This window comes from Candidatus Enterococcus moelleringii (genome assembly GCF_017377575.1).
Classification (GTDB): Bacteria; Bacillota; Bacilli; order Lactobacillales; family Enterococcaceae; genus Enterococcus_A; species Enterococcus_A moelleringii.
The window spans coordinates 106,690-123,220 of sequence record NZ_JAFREM010000012.1; the positions used below are offsets into that span (position 1 = coordinate 106,690).

Here is a 16,531-nt window from a genome sequence, read left to right on the forward strand (position 1 = left end):
TTAGCAGAATCCAGCGGTAGACGCCTACCGTTTTTTCCCCTTTCCATTTTTGCCTTTTTTCCCGCCTTTACCTTTTCGCTGCAACGCTTTATCGATTCTTTGTTGTTTCTGTTTTTGCTCCCGCTGTCTTCGGATTTCTTCTAGGCGGGCTTTTTCAGGATCAACGGTGTCAGCCTTAGCAGTATCCGTCTCCGAGTTATTTTTCGGCTGGGGTATTTCTGCTTCGAGATTGAAGACCCATTCGCCGTCAAGTTCGTCAATATCCTCTTCCGACTCCTCATCTACCTGGAAATTGGCCCTAGCATCCTTCACCTGAACTCCATCATAAAGGGCAGTGGCTGTGCGGCTGATCAGCTCCTTCTCCGAAATCGTGCTTAGATCAATGCCTTCCAGCAGGAATTTTTTCCAATCTGCGTAGGTTGTACCCTCGAAGTTGGCTGGACGGTCAAAATTCTTCGGCAGAGGACGAGGATCGTCTAAGTAAAGGGAGTGTTTTGGTTTTTCGGCGGGCTGCTGAAGGTCAGTTTTCACCGCTGGTTCCGGCTGCTCTTCGTTATTGTCGCAATCGTAATCATCTTCTGCCGTGATAAAGCGAGATTTGGCCAAACGGGTAAAACGGCGCACGCGGTCCTTTTCAAAGATTGTTAGGGTGCCCAAAATGGACAGGGCAGCACAGTTTTCCTCAGCAGAATAGCTGCGATGAACATTTTTGATGGTACAGCGGTGCTTTTTGCCAGCTGCGTCAAAAAAGGTGAGGGCTAGGTCTTTTGGAGTTTCCACTTCACACGTGCCAGCGTGCAGCAACGGGCGGATGTGTTCGGTATGTAAACGAGCGTTCTCGGTAAGTTTTAAATATTCGTCGTGATTGGCATAAAGGGAGGAAATCACGGTGTCCCATTCTTCAGCATTAAAATATTCACGAAAGTAAATGGACAAATGACGCACGGAAACCAGTTCAGCAGGTTTATCCATAAAAAGCTCACGAATCAACTTTTCAGCTACGAATGACAGATCCTCGAATGAGAAAAAATTACGCACCATCACCATAACTGCTGCCTGTAGAATATAAGCGGCATCTTTATGTTCTTGATAATGATCAAAAAAACGCTTATTCAACGTTTTTCGTTTCAATTTTAGCAATTGATGTTGTTGCAGTAATACTGTCTTCATTTTCCATCGCTCCTTAGTTATGTATGAATTATTTTCATGGTAAGTGATTTCTTCGGATAAATTGTTCCGTTAGAAAGCGGTTCCTCTAGATTTTGATTTTATTGTAAAGGACTGATAAAACGTTTGCAAGTCTTTTTTTGCTTTCATGCCATATTTTCTTAATCTTTTTCACAGAAAATCTTTTTACATGGAAGTAATTCGTTGATGCCAGTGCTTTTCCACGAGATGTGTCAAGACACCCTGTTATCTGAATAATGCAAAACATAACGTGAATAGTTGAACAAACGCTTCATCAAAGTACGCAAATCGAATCGTGGGAGAAAAGGCTGCCAGGAAAACACACATTTAACAGCACAAAAAAACCTAGCGAAGGCGATCTTCGCTAGGCGGAAAAGGCGATTTATATTTTATCGTTTGGATCGTCAACTTCTTGGACTAAGCTGTCATCTGAAGCTTGAACATCCAAATGTTCCTTATGAACCGTATCACTGACGCTTGTAGTATCCCGCACTTCGCGTTTTGAAATGCGAACCTCCTCAGTAACCACGGGCTCTTTTGTGACATGAACCTGTTCCTCGGATAACGGAATACGAATTTCGCTCTCTTCGTTATGGAAACTCACGTCGCCGCTGGGCTGATCAGCCACTGGCTTGCGTTCAATCACTAATTCTTCCTTGGTAACCGGTACTTCAATGGTTTGGGTTTCTTCGGTAATTACTTTTTTCACCACAGCTTCGCCAGTTTGAACATTTTCCTTACCAATATCTAAGCGTTCCTCTCGCATTTGCAGGATTTCATCAGAAGCTTCTGACATAGCAGGCTCGTCTGGCAGTCCCATGGTGCCGACGCCTGGTCCGATATCATCCATTGGCGAGATAGCGGCTGCCGTATCCATTGAGGTATCGGTAATCGTGGTATCGTTCAACGGTTGTCCGACAGTTTCGGTTCCATGTTCAAATTCCTCCGGCACCTGATCGGTATCCACCGCAACTAAAATATGGCCGCTGGCAAGGTCGTCATGATACGTATCATAATAATCTTGACGCACCGCTTCATCATCCTCACCGCTGACAAAGTCTTTAATTCGTTGCCACAGACTTTCATCGTGCTCACCTTCCAAGCGGCCGGTTTCTACGCGAATGTCTTGATATTGAAGAGATGGTACACTACGTTCATCGACAATCAAGGTAATGCTTTCTTTCGGATAGCCCTCTGCTATCAAGGTTTGTACAGCTGTTTCTACTTCATCGATTGTTGCATAATTTCCAGTAATTCGTTTTGTCATCATAAAGTCTCCTCTCGCTGTATTCGTTTCCAATATTCATCTTCCCACCATCTGCCCAATCGCGCAATTTTTCTGCTTGTGCACAGAAAGTAAAAAATGGCTTGCTTTGAAGTCCACTTCAAGGAGTACACTAAAAACGAGGAGAGAGAAACAGATCAATAGTTATTACGGATAATTGATCAGCAAGTGCGAGGGTGAGAAGAATGGAGAGATTGTCCGATCGATCAACAAATTGTGCCGCTGGAACCAGGGTGATGAGGGATGAAAGGAGCAGAATTTCTAAATATTTCACTTTTTACGATTTTCTTAGTAATTAAGCAACTATTGCCAATTTGCTATATTCAACCTATAAACCAGGAGGAAATTGACCTTTGAATCTATTTTTCTTCCGCAATCTTTTGAGCGGAAGGACAGTTTTAATCTCCTAGTTATCATTAATACACATAAAGAATTAAATAAAACAAATGTAAAACCAAGTTGTCAAAATGGTCTCAAACCTTATTATTGATTCACTAGTTTGTATCTTATATAATTAAGTCGATTGAAAAAATAAAACTAACACCTGGAAAAAAATCCCCCAAATATGATTTGAAACGAGGGTGTGTGACGTTGAAAAATAAACGAATAAATACGATCATTGTTCTGCTCTTTTTATTGTCGCTAGTTCTCCCGACCGTTTTTGCGACTCGTTCGTTGGCGGAGGGATTAGAAGGCAAATTCAGCTTAGATTCTTTTGAAAAAATCAGCCAAGTTAACGAACAATTAACAGCCGAAACCAAGTTAACGGTGCAGCCATCAGAAGAAGAGCAGGAAATCCAACTGGAGCTTTCAGATAATTTTCTAGTTGTAGAGGCGGATCAATCGATCATAAACACTTCAAGTAATGAAACATTAGGCGCCTATTCCGTGGACGGCCAACAAGTAACGCTACAGCTGCCGGCATTAGAAGAAGCGACCCAAATTGCTCTCCAGCTAGCTGGTACTTATCAAAATGACGGCAATGACGTGACCATTACCCAACTGGAAACTCAGGAACAATTGGCCTTTCTGCCAGATCAAATCCCGATTGTCGAGGAAGAACCAATAGAAACTGGTTCTTCTGAGGAAACCAGCAGGGAAGTTGAGGAAACGCCCGACAGCGTAAGCCCATCAGCTAGAAATACCACCTTGTCTATGACCGCTGAACTGTACGAGCGGGATATTGTGGATGGAACCGAGAGCTTTGATGACGACAGCAGTCCTGGAAATGATGACGACCCTAATAACCAGATTGTGCGTTCTTTTGATACTATCACGTATCCTTTAAAGATGACCATCAACGATTCTGCCGGGGGTACCTTGCAGAATATTAAGGTGCGTATTACTGGAATTTTGCACAATGGAATTGTGAATGGGCGAACGAATGCCGTTTTCACGGATCATTCAACCAATGACACCACCAATAACACGGTGACTTATGAAGATGAATACACGATTACTTCATCCTCCAGCGCCATTACGTACCCGATCATCGTTAGTGTGCTGGGAGCTGATCACGGGGTGAGCCTCCATCCGGAGTTTCACGTCCAGGTGATCAGTGTCGATGGGGTGGATGTGACTGCCGAAAATATCGAAGAATCATTTACCGACATTGCGCCTAGAACCGTCAGCAGCAAAGTAAGTATTGCCCCGAAGATCTCATCTGGGACAATCAGATATGCTTCAGAAACAATTATTACCGAAAGTGCCTATGACGAGAACCATCGAACGATTCCCATTGGCGTGGAGTTGATGGCAGTACCGCTGGCGGGCAAAACCGATATTAAAGGTGCGGCTTTTCCTAGCGGCGATCTGAAAATGAAGCTTTCTTTAAATGGACGTGTGGTCTGGGACAACGCTGAAGGAAATCCCGGTCCCGTTCAGCAGCTGGATTTTGATGGGGTGGATCAGGCACCGTTTATTGTCGACTATCATAACAATACTTACGGCCGCGGCCCCAACGGCATCAGCCAAAATCCGAATACCTGGAGCAATGCTGCCAGTGTAGAATATCGCCAAGCTCAATTCAATGATTCCCGCAGTTATTGGGCCGGCTCCAACATCGCCGATCGTGAGACCTATAATGGAACAAATAGTGTCTACAGCAGCGGACGCTATGGAATTGATGGCTTTGATTTAAAAAATGATGTGGAAATTGATGTATCAGACTATGAAATCGGCGACAGCTTTCCGACTTGGCGAGCAGACGGCTATACCGGCAGAGTCGTCTACACGCCGCAAGAAAAAGTCTTCACCAATCAAACGCTGGGGCTGCTTTTGCCGGATGACTATGCCTACGAAGGCAGATTGAATCCAGATAACCGCCACAATACACTGTACTATCGAGCAACCCTGACGTTTGTGGAAGAAGACGGTACTGAAAAAACAAACACCACGGAATTTTCAATGCGTAATGAAATTCCGGGTTTGAACGGGGCGTTATCGTCTATTTTCAAGAATCCTGATACCGGATTGGCCTTTGGAAAATATGATATCAGCAATGACATTCATCCTTATGGCGATGGACAAGCTGTCAACGGGGCTAAGGTTGCTCTTTCGGGCGGCGGCGGTTTTGGCGATTCAGCCAGTAACGGCGGGTATCAATATTTGCAAAAGTGGAACACTGATTCGTTTCAGATGAAAGCCGACGATTTTGCGTCAAACGAAACGATGCTGAAAAAGATTCATATCTTTGGACGGATTAGCAACAATACGCCTTTAAATGAAGGATACTGGTACGGCATCAGCAAAAAGTCGAATCCCAACACCTTGAAAAATTTAAAGAATGCTACAATTAAAGATTACGACTGGTTTACTGGCAGTCAAATTCAAGCCAATCATTCTTACCAGCAAGTTGGTGCAGTATTGATTGACAAGAATATCCCTGTCGCAAGAAGCTGGAAATACAATGCTTCCGAAGGGAAAAAAGGTGTTCAGCTCACCATCGTTACCGATAAGCTGGGCTCTAGTACGACAGCAGGCACTCCCAACGTTTATGTGGCTGAAATGGCGGTCTTTAGAGACAGCGAGCGACACTTTTTTGATCCAAATGATCCAGCAGAAAGCTACAATGATCCAAATCGTTACAGTATTACTGAAGGCTACTCCGTTTATAACGAAACGAAATATGATGAAGACAACAAGCTGGAGGAGCTTCAATCGCCAGTCAACCGTCACACGAAATTTGACACGCTGGGTATTGTGCCAGTAAAAGTCAGCAATGCCATAAAATCGGATAAAACCGGTTATTACAGTACGGAAACGACGACATGGACCATTCATGACAATGGCTTCATCGCTAGTCAGAATTACAACGACGATGACGAAATCGTCTGGACTGTAACCTTGCCGCCAGGCTTATCCTATCAATACGGCACTGGAAAATACGGCGGGATCGATTTGGAACCTGCAACAGTGGTGACCAATCCCGATTCCTCTCAGACCTTGACCTGGAGAGTACCAGTTACCTCCACGCCTGAGCAAACAGCCGTGTTGGATGATATTCAATTTGAAACGCTATTTGATGATCTGAATATCGATTATGTGAATAATACAACGTCACTGGAGGTCAAGTCAGTAATCAGTACCGAAAAGGACACCAGCGATGAAGAGCTGCGGACAGCTACGGCAACGATTAACGTAACCAACATTGGCCGTCTAAGCATTTATCAAACAATTGCGCCCGCATTCGGCGAAGTCGATGATGCGTATAAAGTAACGATTACCCCTTATACGTCCATGAATGACGAAGACAAGGTGCGGGGAATTGTTCCGTTAGACAAAGGCGGCAGCAATCTAGGCAGTAATTTCACCGGCAGCAATCAGCTAAAAGCCATCGACACCGAACTGGAAACAGATCAAACGGTTCGGATTTATCTTAATAACAGTCTGATTAAGGAGCGCAATCCCAACGCGGTGAATGTTGGGCAAAATGGTTGGTATCCGTATACTGGTTCGAGCCAAGATCTGTCAGATGTTCAAACGGTCCTGTATGAATTTCAGGAGACACTCAGCCCCAACGATACCGCCAATATTCATTTAACTATGGAAAACGACGGGAACAAATATGGCGATATTTACCGTCATCAAGCCTATGGCAATTCGGCTGCCAATTATCGGGAGCCAGTCCATTCAAGTATTGCCCAGCATAGTATCAAAGGCCGCAAGCTTAGCGGCAGAGTTTGGCTGGATGACAATGAGGATGGTCAGCTGGATGCCAGCGAGCAAGGGATCAAAGATGTTCCAGTTACCTTATATAAAGAAGAAAACGGAAATTATGTGAAGGTGACGGAAAACCTTCGAGGACAATCCTTGACAGCGGTGAAAACTGACGAAGACGGGAAATACACCTTCACCTATTTGCCAGCAGGTAAGTACGTAGTTGCCTTTGATTCTGATTCTTCCCCATTGGAAGATATGGAGGTTACTCAATTTAACGTCGGTAATGCAGCGACTAGCTCTAAGGTGGACTTAGATGATCAATTGACGGAAATTGACGGTTGGAACACGATTTTAAGTACTGAGTTTCCTGAATTAACGGCGATGCCGAATCCGCTGTTCAAGCAAACCAACTTGAACTTAGGTGTGTATCCTAAACCAGTTGATCCGCCGACCACCAGCGAGTCTGAATCTTCGACGGAGGACACAACGACACCGCCGACGGATACAGGTACGGTTCCGACAACAACACCGCCGGATGAATCAAGTACACTGCCAACAGAAACAAGTCCAAGTACTGCTCCGCCAGACACAAGCGAAACAGTACCGAGCACGGAGCCACCGAAGCCTAGCAGTGATCCAGAGCCAAGTTCAGAGCCACCTGAGTCAAGCAGTGAACCAGAACCAAGTTCAGTGCCGCCAAAACCAACAGAACCAACCGGCGATACAAGTACCGACTCCACGACGAAACCGTCAGAGTCCGATTCGGAACCGAGCGATACTACAGGTACAACAGGCACAACAACTGATTCGACCACTAGCGGAACCAGTAGTACAACTAATAGCACAACAACGCCGCCAACCGGATCAACAACCAGCAGCTCCGTCTCAAGGCCATCGTCATCAGGGCCTGGCTCAAGCGAACCAGGATCATCAGCTCCTGGAAATGGTTCGAATAACGCAGAACCACCTGGCTCAGATACAAACAATCAAGGGCAAGTGGTAATTCCGGGTAACAGCAATGTTCCACCAGGAAGTCGCATAAATTTACCTAGCACGACTGCTTCTAACGAAAGAAGACGTACGCTTTTGCCAAGAACCAATGATACTAAGCAAAATTTGATCTTTGTTTTAGGGATTGGGGTCCTGGTGATTGCTGGCAGATTGTGGTACAAGCAAAGGAAAATAGATTAGAAAATTGCCTGTCGGCGCGATAATCCGACAGGCAATTTTTATTTTGTGTGAGTTAACGCATGCCGGTGCTGCAAAACTGACAGTCACTTAAATTTCTTCCGCCAGAAAAAATGTACGTTTTTTTATTTTCCCAGAACCAATCCTGCTTTCTTTGCATATCTTATATATGAAACACCAAAAATTAAAGAAAGCAGGGAACAACTATGGAATACTATTCACCAGTTAACGACTTAATGCTGAAGAAAATTTTGACTAGCGAGGAGGATGCCCACGAGATATTGACCGCCTTCGTGAACGATTTATTAGGTAAAGACTTCAAAAAAGTCACACCAATGAGCTACTATCACATTGACGGCTATAAAAAGAACCAGGAAATGACCGGTTTTACCGTGCCAGAAGGCGATATCTGGGCCATGACGGAAGAGGGCAGCGTGATCACCATCGATTTTCAGCGCTGGTATCATGATTATTCAGTGGAACGGGCTTATAAGTATTTAATCGAAGCTTTTTGCGAACTGCCGCTAAGCGATCAGGAATTATTTGGCGAAAAACTTTTAGCAACCCCGCGGCCAACCTATCGGATCGTGATGCTGAACTTTGATTTATTTGAAAGTGAAGACAAAGCACTGAGAGCATTTGATTTACGAAATGAGGTCACCTACGAAGCTTATCCTGGACCGCGGGGTGAAAATCCACTAAATCTGTGCTTTTTCAGCTTGCGAAATGACAACATTGAAAAAGGCTCGGCGGCTCATTATTGGCAGTATTTCTTCAAAACCGGAAAACTATTTGATGATGATGCGCCTGCCTATATTAAAGATGCACATCTGAAAATTCAGTTCTCCTTTCAAACCGAAGAAGAAATCCAAACGATTATGCAAATCGAAAAAGCCATTGAGATACGGGATGCTGAAACAGTCACTGCTGAAATCCTAGGTGAAGAAAAAGGCGCGAAGAAAAAAGGCAAGGCGATTGCCAAGAGAATGGTGAAGAAGATGTACGATGTTGAGACGATTGTCGAGTTGACAGGATTGTCTAAGAAAAAGGTGGAAGAGATAATGGAAGATTTAAGCTAGTCTTTTTTGCCAAAACCGTCACTATTCTTAATTTGCCAAATTCTTTATGGTATCATAAAGAAGAAAGAATTTGTTTTGCAAAGGAGAATTGGATGAATTCAGAAGCCAGAAGAGAATATATCATTAATCAGTTGGAAGAAAATCATACGGTAAAAATTCTAGAGCTTAGCCAGCAGCTGAAGGTTACCCGCGAAACCATCAGAAAAGACCTCTATTTCCTTGAGAAGAAAGGGATTATCAAGAAGGTTCACGGAGGCGCGGTGCTAGAAATCTCCAACCAAGAGACTGATTACGAAAAACGCAAAAACGAATTTCACGATGAAAAGGCGATTATCGCCAAGAAAGCTGCTGCTTATATTGAAGAAGGGGATACAGTTTATCTTGATTATGGCACAACAACCTTGGCATTAGCCAAAGAAATTGCCAAAATGAAAAATTTGACGGTGGTGACTAACACGATTCCAATTGTTAATCTGCTGCTGAAGAACAAGAGCATCAATTTGATAATGCCTGGAGGAATTGTACGCAACAACGAATCTTCCTTATATGGACCGTTTGCTTCCAACAATATCAAAGAAATCTATGTATCGATCGGTTTCTTTGGCTGCAGCGGCATTGACGCAGAACGAGGGATTACTTCCCATCATACCGGAGAAAACCTGGTTTCTAAGGAGATGATTGAGCACAGCCAAACCACGATTGTGCTGGCTGATCACAGCAAATTCGGCACGGTAGCGCTGAATCGTACAGCAACCATCGATCAACTAGACATCGTGATCACCGATCGAGCGAGAAATAAAGACGAGCTTCAGCAATTCACCCAACACGGGGTAGAACTGATTGACGGCTCAAAAGAAGAGTAATGCTAACTGGCATGCAGTGATCTGCATGTCAGTTTTTTTTGGTTCTTTTGCATTTAGTTTGCATAAAGCAAAATAAATGGTTGCAAAAGCAAAATTATATGCTATTATAATGGTAACGATTACAAAAAATGCAAACAGAAGAAAGAGGGATTTAGATGAAAAAGGTTATTGTAGCATGTGGCGGAGCAGTAGCAACTTCAACAGTGGCGGCCAACAAGATTCGTGAATTAGCAAAAAAAGAAGGCATTCCGGTAGAAGTCTCCCAATGTCGAGTGAATGAATTGGAATCGAAAAAGGATCAAGTGGATTTGATTGTCACCACCGCCAAAGTCAAAAAAGATTATGGAGTTCCAGTGATCCACGGAGTAGCTTTTATCTCAGGTGTGAATATCGCAGCTACCGAAGAAAAAATCCTTGATGTGTTGAAGAAATAGCTTAATAACGGGCGCCAATCATTTCTTTTTGGTTGGCGCACTTTTTGGACGAATCATACGCTTTCGTTTGATTGCAGCTTATTAGTGAAAAAGTTAACGGATTTACCAGATAAAACTAATGGAGGGATGACATGAACTCAACCCAACGGAAAGAATACATTCTTGATTCCCTGGATACCAAGCATTCAGTCAGAATCAATGAACTAAGCAAAAATTTGAAGGTCACTCGCGAGACAATTCGACGAGATTTAAATACGCTGGAAGAAGCCGGCATGATAAAAAAGGTTCACGGCGGGGCGATTCTCGACAATCAAACCGGTGAGACCGACTACGAAAAACGCAAAATTGAGCGTTGGCATGCCAAGGAGAAAATTGCCAAGATAGCAGCTGGCTATATCGAAGAAGGGGATAGTGTTTATTTGGACTATGGCACGACCACTTTGGCTTTAGCTAAGGAAATTTGCCACATGAAAAATATTACGGTGGTGACCAACACCATTCCGATTATCAATACGCTGTTAAAAAACGAAGCGATTGATATCATCATCCCTGGTGGCCTGCTGCGCAGCAACGAATCCTCTTTGTTTGGGCAATTTGCCTTAAACAATATGCAAGAAATTTTTGTCAATCTTGGCTTTTTCGGCTGCAGCGGCATTGAAAGCAAAGCAGGAGTAACCAGCCATCATATGGGGGAAGTCCAGGTTTCCAAGCAAATGATTCAGCAATGCCAAAGCAATATCGTACTGGCGGATCAAACCAAATTTGGCAATATGGCCTTTAATCGGACGGCTGCTTTAGAGGAGATCGACATCGTGATCACGGATATATTACTGGAGGACGCTAAAGAATACGAAGCCCTAGCTGAACACGGGGTAGAATTGGTTTCAGCCGAATGAAAAAGCAACTAGTCGCGTCAACTGACTAGTTGCTTTTTTTGAGGTCTAATAAATTTTCACTTCCAGGGAAGCGTAAATCTCGTCGATGTCACTTTGCTTCAATTCAGGAAACCAGCTTAGCACATTGGCCGTGGAATAACTGATAGCCTTTTTTAGTGTGGTCACTGGATCACTTTGCAACGCAATATACTTCACTAAACCGCCTAAAAAGAAATCGCCACAGGCAATCGGATTTTTGGCGGCGACTTTTTGTGCCTTTACATAGACGATGTCCTCATTTATTTTGGCAATGATGCCTTTCGCACCTAAAGTAATAATGAAAACGGGAATGTCGGCAACCGCCTCCGACTTCAGCAGCTCCCCATAAGATTCCACACACTCCAGTTCAACATCTGGAAAAAGATCCAAAATTTCTTCGTCATTAATCTTAATCGCATATGGTCTGGCTTCAAATGCATGAACCAAGGCCTCGCCGCTGGTATCCACGAACACCTTCACTTCTTCGTTGCGAAACTCTTCTACCAACTTGGCGATGTAATCTGCAGGCATGCCTTTCATCAAAGACCCGCTGAAGACCACATAATCCCCAGGGGCAATGGCTGCTTTAAGCTGCTGGGTAAAATCTGCTAATAATTCCTGGTTCAAATCAAAGCTGTTTTCGTAAATAGGAAAGGTCAAATTATTCTGAGTATCCATGATAATGTTGCACACACGGGTATTAGTAGCCACTTCAGTTAACTTCAAGGTAGTTTTGTTGGCATTTGCCAACTCTTCCAAAAGCGCTCCGTTCCGACCGCCGGCGATGGTATGGACACAAAAATCAACCGTTGGTGCTTCAAAAGCCATTGCATAGGCGACGTTAAAGCTTTTTCCGCCAGCAAATTCCCTGACTTCATAGGGACGATTAGGTTTTCCTTCTATAAAACCGTCGATCAAAAGTGTGCGGTCAATTGCGGGGTTGGGACAAATTAAATGAATCATAGTTTGCAACTCCTTCTCTTTTTTGTCAATAGTAGCACCTTTGCCAATTTAAAGCAATGTAAACTAGCTATCAAAGCGGATTTAATTGGCTTTATTGGAGAATAAAAAGATTTTTGCCAATAAATGCAAACAAAAGTATTGCAAAAGCAAAATATTGTGCTATTATGGTGATAACGATTACAACAGAAACAGACTTATCGGCCGATAAACCAGTTGTTATCAAAAATAAGCAAACAAATTGCAAACTGTCGCAAACAATCTAAGGAGGAAGAAAATGATTACGAAGGATTTCTTGTATTGTCATTACACGGCTAAAGACAAAGAGGACTTATTTGATCGCTTAACTGCCGATTTAATGACAAAGGATATCGTAAATGAAGGGTTCGCTCAGGCATTAAAAGATCGGGAGGCTGAATTTCCCACGGGACTACCAGTTCCTCATGGCGTAGCAATTCCCCATACTGATGGCTCCCTAGTCAATTCAGATCAGCTAGTGTTTGTTACTTTAACTGATCCGATCACGTTTAACGAAATGGGCGGTGACGATGAAGACACCATCAGCGTAAAGGTTGTTGTGATGCTGGCAGTCAAGGATGGCAAGAAGCATTTGACGGTTTTGCAAAATTTAATCGAGTCCATTCAAAAAGAAGGCTTCGTTGATCAGCTGGTGGCAGCTAACAATGAAGAAGAAATAATGACAACAGTACAGGCGTTCTTATAAAAGAAGGGAAAGATAAAAGATGAAAAAAGTAATTGTAGCATGTGGCGGAGCCGTAGCAACTTCAACAGTAGCAGCGAATAAGATTCGTGAGCTGGCTAAAAAAGAGGGTATTCCAGTGGAAGTAACTCAGTGTCGAGTGAATGAATTGGAATCGAAAAAAGATAATGTGGATTTAATTGTAACCACTGCCAAAGTCAAAAAGGATTACGGCGTACCGGTCATTCACGGGGTAGCCTTCATTTCCGGCGTGAATATCGCCGCCACCGAAGAAAAAATCTTGGATGTACTAAAAAAATAGTCTTGGAGGGAATTAATCATGGGAGTTATTCAATATATTGTTGATCTGGGCGCTAGCGTAATGCTGCCAATCGTGATTTTAATTTTAGGTTTGGTTTTAGGGCAAGGCATCGGCAAGTCGCTAAGAGCGGGGATTACTATTGGGATTGGTTTTGTTGGGATTAACTTGGTCATCAGCCTGCTGACGGAGAACTTAGGGGCCGCAGCTGAAGCAATGGCCGAGAACTTTAACTTAGGTCTGAACGTAGTTGATCTTGGCTGGCCCGGTACTTCACCAATGGCTTGGGCATCTGACCTTGGTCTAATCGCAATTCCAGTGGCAATCGGGGTGAACATCGTGATGCTGGTATTGAAAATGACGCGAGTCGTCAACGTGGATATTTGGAACATTTGGCACATGGCCTTTACTGGCGCAATTGTACAAACTGCAACTGGCAGTTTTTATATGGGTATTTTAGGTGTCGTGGTACATGCCATTCTGGCTTACAAGCTGGGAGATATGTTTGGTTCAGTAACTGATGAGTATTTTGGTTTGGAAGGTATTTCAATTCCTCACGGCTCTTCGGCTTACATGGGGATTTTCGCTTCACCGATTGATGATTTAATTGAAAAGATTCCTGGCGTGAACAAAATCAACATCACCTCAGACAAAATTGAGCAACGTCTAGGAGTCTTAGGTCAACCAACCATCGTGGGGGCATTCTTAGGCTTAGTGATTGGTCTGTTAGCCGGCTACGAAATTGGAGATTCTTTACAACTAGCGATTCAAATGGCAGCTGTTATGGTCTTAATGCCAATGGTAGTTAAGCTGATTATGGAAGGCTTGATCCCGATTTCCGAAGCTGCTCGCAATTTATTAGACAAACACTTTAAAGGCAGCGAACTGCGCATCGGTTTGGACCCAGCCTTGCTTTTAGGGGACGCACAAGTAATTGCGGCCAGCTTGATCTTTGTTCCATTAACTATTTTGATCGCAGTAATTGTTCCTGGTAACCAAGTATTGCCATTTGGTGACTTGGCAACTATCGGCTTCTTCATCGCAATGGCCGTTGGGGTGCACAAAGGCAATCTGTTCCGCACGTTGATTTCCGGTTCTGTGATTATGTTTATCACCATCTGGATTTCCAACCAAATGATTACTCTGCAAACTATGCTAGGGCAAAACGTTGGTTTAGTTGGCGCAGGCGAACGGGTTTCTTCACTGGACCAAGCCGGCAGCCCGATCACTTACTTGTTGGCAAACGGCTTGACCTTTGAAATGGGCATGGGCTTCTTCATCATCCTAGCCTTGTATATTGCAGCTTTTGTTTACACCTTTATTAAATACAAACGCAACACCTTATATGTAGAAACGGAAGAACTTGAAGGGGATGAATTAGGTGAAGGCATTAGTCGTAACCAAGAAGCATAAACTGGAGCTGCAGGAAATTGAAAAACCAACCGTCGCAGCAGAAAAAGTTTTAATTAGAGTTGCCTATTGCGGTATTTGTGGATCGGACTTGCCTCGCTACTTTGATGGCGGCGTTCATTCCTTCCCCCAGGTGCTGGGACATGAATTTTCCGGCGTTGTGGAAGAAGTCGGCGAAAACGTCTCTAACATTCAAGTCGGGGATAAAGTTGCTGTTGCGCCCTTGGTTCCTTGCGGCAAATGCGAAAATTGCCAAAAAGGTGAACCGGCGATGTGTACCAGCTACAGCTTCATCGGCTCTCGTGAACAAGGAGCGATGGCGGAATATGTAGCCGTTCCGGAAAAAAATTGCGTCAAGGTTCCAGACACCCTATCCTTGAAGGAAGCCGCAATGGTAGAGCCATTAACGGTGGCGATCCATGGAATCGAGCGGATCAACATTTCGGCTGGGGCGGATGTCTTAGTTTTAGGAGCCGGCACGATTGGCTTATTGACAGTCTTGTCTCTACGAGCGATCGGTGTTGGCAAAATTACCGTGGTGGACCTAAATGACAAAAAACTAGAAGTAGCAAAAACAATTGGCGCTGATGAAGTCGTCAATCCAGCAAAGCAAACGTTGGCAGACTACTATCAAAACAATCCGTTGCCGGAAGCCGTGATCGAAACCGCCGGCAGCTCGATTACTCAAAAACAAGCGATTGAGTTTGTCGCTAAACGAGGAAAAGTTGTTTATGTAGGCACCAGCACCAAAGATGTAGTGCTTGATCCAGAAACCTTTGAAAAAATTCTACGAGGCGAACTGGAAGTTACCGGCTCTTGGATGTCCTATTCAGCACCTTTCCCTGGCTACGAGTGGGAAACTGGCCTGCGTTACATGTCAACCGGACAGGTGGATGTCAAGCCGCTGATTACTGGACTGTACAAGCTGGAAGATTTGGACGCACCTTTTGACAAAATGGTGGAGCCAAACTCTACCGCGATCAAATTACTATATGCCATTAATGAGGAGAATTAATTGATGAAAACTATCACTGACAAACAGTACGCAGCTTTAAAAAATACTAGTAATGCAGACGGCGTGATCGGGGCCTTAGCCATTGATCAACGGGGCGCGTTGAAAAAAATGATCGCCAAACACAAGGAGGAGGCAGTTGATCAAGATATTATCGACTTCAAAAAAATCGTTTCTGAAGAGCTGACACCTTATGCTACCTCCATCTTATTGGACCCAGAATATGGTTTGCCCGCAGCCGATGCTCGTGCCGAAAGTGCTGGCTTGCTGCTGGCCTACGAAAAAACTGGCTACGATGCCTCAACTCCAGGACGTTTGCCGGATTCATTAAATGTATGGTCGGTGAAACGCTTGAAGGAAGCCGGCGCCGATGCCTGCAAGTTCCTACTATATTATGATGTAGACGAAGCAGACGAAATCAACGACCAAAAGAAAGCTTATATGGAACGCATCGGTTCTGAATGTGTCACTGAAGAGATTCCTTTCTTCTTGGAATTAGTTTCTTATGACGCCAACATCAGCGATGCAGCTTCGAAAGAGTACGCGAAAGTGAAGCCTCACAAAGTCAATGATATGATGAAGGAATTCTCTGACCCTCGCTACAACGTGGACGTGTTGAAAGTAGAAGTACCCGTGAACATGAAGTTTGTCGAAGGCTTTGGCGATGAAGTAGTTTACACGAAAGACGAAGCGGCGCAATTATTCGCGGAACAAAGCGCAGCCACCGATTTGCCATTCATCTTCTTAAGTGCCGGAGTAAGCGCAGAACTATTCCAAGAAACTTTACGCTTTGCCAAAGAAGCCGGTTCAACCTTCAACGGTGTGTTGTGTGGCCGAGCTACCTGGGCTAATGGCGTAGAACCGTTTATCACCCAAGGCGAAGAAGCGGCGCGGGAATGGTTGCGAACTGAAGGACGTAAAAATATCGACGAACTAAATGCCGTATTGAAGGAAACCGCCTCTACTTGGCAGGATAAAATTCAAGGACCGCAAAAAGTAGCTCGTTTTTCATAATAGC

The 16,531-nt window shown here is 44.1% G+C and carries 13 protein-coding genes; 10 read left to right on the forward strand and 3 right to left on the reverse strand.

Features of this window, described 5'->3' with window-relative positions:
• Nucleotides 1–24: 24 nt before the first annotated feature.
• The gene (locus JZO70_RS07465; protein WP_207672923.1) at nucleotides 25–1,170 is read right to left on the reverse strand and encodes a hypothetical protein; all 1,146 of its coding nucleotides are present in this window, start codon (nucleotides 1,168–1,170) and stop codon (nucleotides 25–27) included.
• A gap of 400 nt (nucleotides 1,171–1,570) precedes the next feature.
• Nucleotides 1,571–2,455: a DUF2382 domain-containing protein gene (locus tag JZO70_RS07470; RefSeq protein ID WP_207672924.1), complete on the reverse strand. Its 885-nt coding sequence runs from the start codon at nucleotides 2,453–2,455 to the stop codon at nucleotides 1,571–1,573.
• Between the two features lie 609 nt (nucleotides 2,456–3,064).
• Here JZO70_RS07470 and JZO70_RS07475 point away from each other — a divergent pair.
• From JZO70_RS07475 to JZO70_RS07495, 5 genes are all read left to right on the forward strand, one after another.
• The gene (locus tag JZO70_RS07475; RefSeq protein WP_207672925.1) at nucleotides 3,065–7,825 is read left to right on the forward strand and encodes an SdrD B-like domain-containing protein; all 4,761 of its coding nucleotides are present in this window, start codon (nucleotides 3,065–3,067) and stop codon (nucleotides 7,823–7,825) included.
• A gap of 203 nt (nucleotides 7,826–8,028) precedes the next feature.
• Complete coding sequence (locus JZO70_RS07480; RefSeq protein ID WP_207672926.1) at nucleotides 8,029–8,901, forward strand: PD-(D/E)XK nuclease family transposase; 873 nt, start codon at nucleotides 8,029–8,031, stop codon at nucleotides 8,899–8,901.
• A gap of 92 nt (nucleotides 8,902–8,993) precedes the next feature.
• A complete protein-coding gene (locus tag JZO70_RS07485; protein ID WP_207672927.1) occupies nucleotides 8,994–9,764 on the forward strand; it encodes a DeoR/GlpR family DNA-binding transcription regulator in 771 nt (256 codons plus the stop codon).
• Nucleotides 9,765–9,919: 155 nt separating this feature from the next.
• Nucleotides 9,920–10,198 carry a PTS galactitol transporter subunit IIB gene (gene gatB, locus JZO70_RS07490; RefSeq protein ID WP_207672928.1) on the forward strand — a complete coding sequence of 93 codons (279 nt, stop codon included), beginning with the start codon at nucleotides 9,920–9,922 and terminating at the stop codon, nucleotides 10,196–10,198.
• Between the two features lie 131 nt (nucleotides 10,199–10,329).
• Nucleotides 10,330–11,094, forward strand: a complete 765-nt coding sequence (locus JZO70_RS07495) for a DeoR/GlpR family DNA-binding transcription regulator (RefSeq protein WP_207672929.1) — start codon at nucleotides 10,330–10,332, stop codon at nucleotides 11,092–11,094.
• Nucleotides 11,095–11,139: 45 nt separating this feature from the next.
• Here JZO70_RS07495 and JZO70_RS07500 read toward each other — a convergent pair whose 3' ends face one another.
• A complete protein-coding gene (locus JZO70_RS07500; protein WP_207672930.1) occupies nucleotides 11,140–12,075 on the reverse strand; it encodes a 1-phosphofructokinase family hexose kinase in 936 nt (311 codons plus the stop codon).
• 274 nt (nucleotides 12,076–12,349) lie between these two features.
• Here JZO70_RS07500 and JZO70_RS07505 point away from each other — a divergent pair, with 274 nt between their 5' ends.
• Genes JZO70_RS07505 through lacD form a run of 5 tightly spaced genes read left to right on the forward strand, consistent with a single transcriptional unit; the run spans nucleotide 12,350 to nucleotide 16,527 of the window.
• Nucleotides 12,350–12,796, forward strand: a complete 447-nt coding sequence (locus tag JZO70_RS07505; RefSeq protein ID WP_207672931.1) for a PTS sugar transporter subunit IIA — start codon at nucleotides 12,350–12,352, stop codon at nucleotides 12,794–12,796.
• A 19-nt stretch (nucleotides 12,797–12,815) separates the two neighbouring features.
• On the forward strand, nucleotides 12,816–13,094 hold the full coding sequence (gene gatB, locus JZO70_RS07510) for a PTS galactitol transporter subunit IIB (RefSeq protein WP_207672932.1): 279 nt from the start codon (nucleotides 12,816–12,818) through the stop codon (nucleotides 13,092–13,094).
• 18 nt (nucleotides 13,095–13,112) lie between these two features.
• On the forward strand, nucleotides 13,113–14,504 hold the full coding sequence (locus JZO70_RS07515; RefSeq protein ID WP_207672933.1) for a PTS galactitol transporter subunit IIC: 1,392 nt from the start codon (nucleotides 13,113–13,115) through the stop codon (nucleotides 14,502–14,504).
• A complete protein-coding gene (locus JZO70_RS07520; RefSeq protein WP_207672934.1) occupies nucleotides 14,473–15,516 on the forward strand; it encodes an alcohol dehydrogenase catalytic domain-containing protein in 1,044 nt (347 codons plus the stop codon). Before JZO70_RS07515 ends, JZO70_RS07520 begins: the two co-directional genes overlap by 32 nt.
• Nucleotides 15,517–15,519: 3 nt before the next feature.
• Nucleotides 15,520–16,527, forward strand: a complete 1,008-nt coding sequence (gene lacD, locus JZO70_RS07525) for a tagatose-bisphosphate aldolase (protein WP_207672935.1) — start codon at nucleotides 15,520–15,522, stop codon at nucleotides 16,525–16,527.
• The last annotated feature ends 4 nt before the right edge of the window (nucleotides 16,528–16,531 follow it).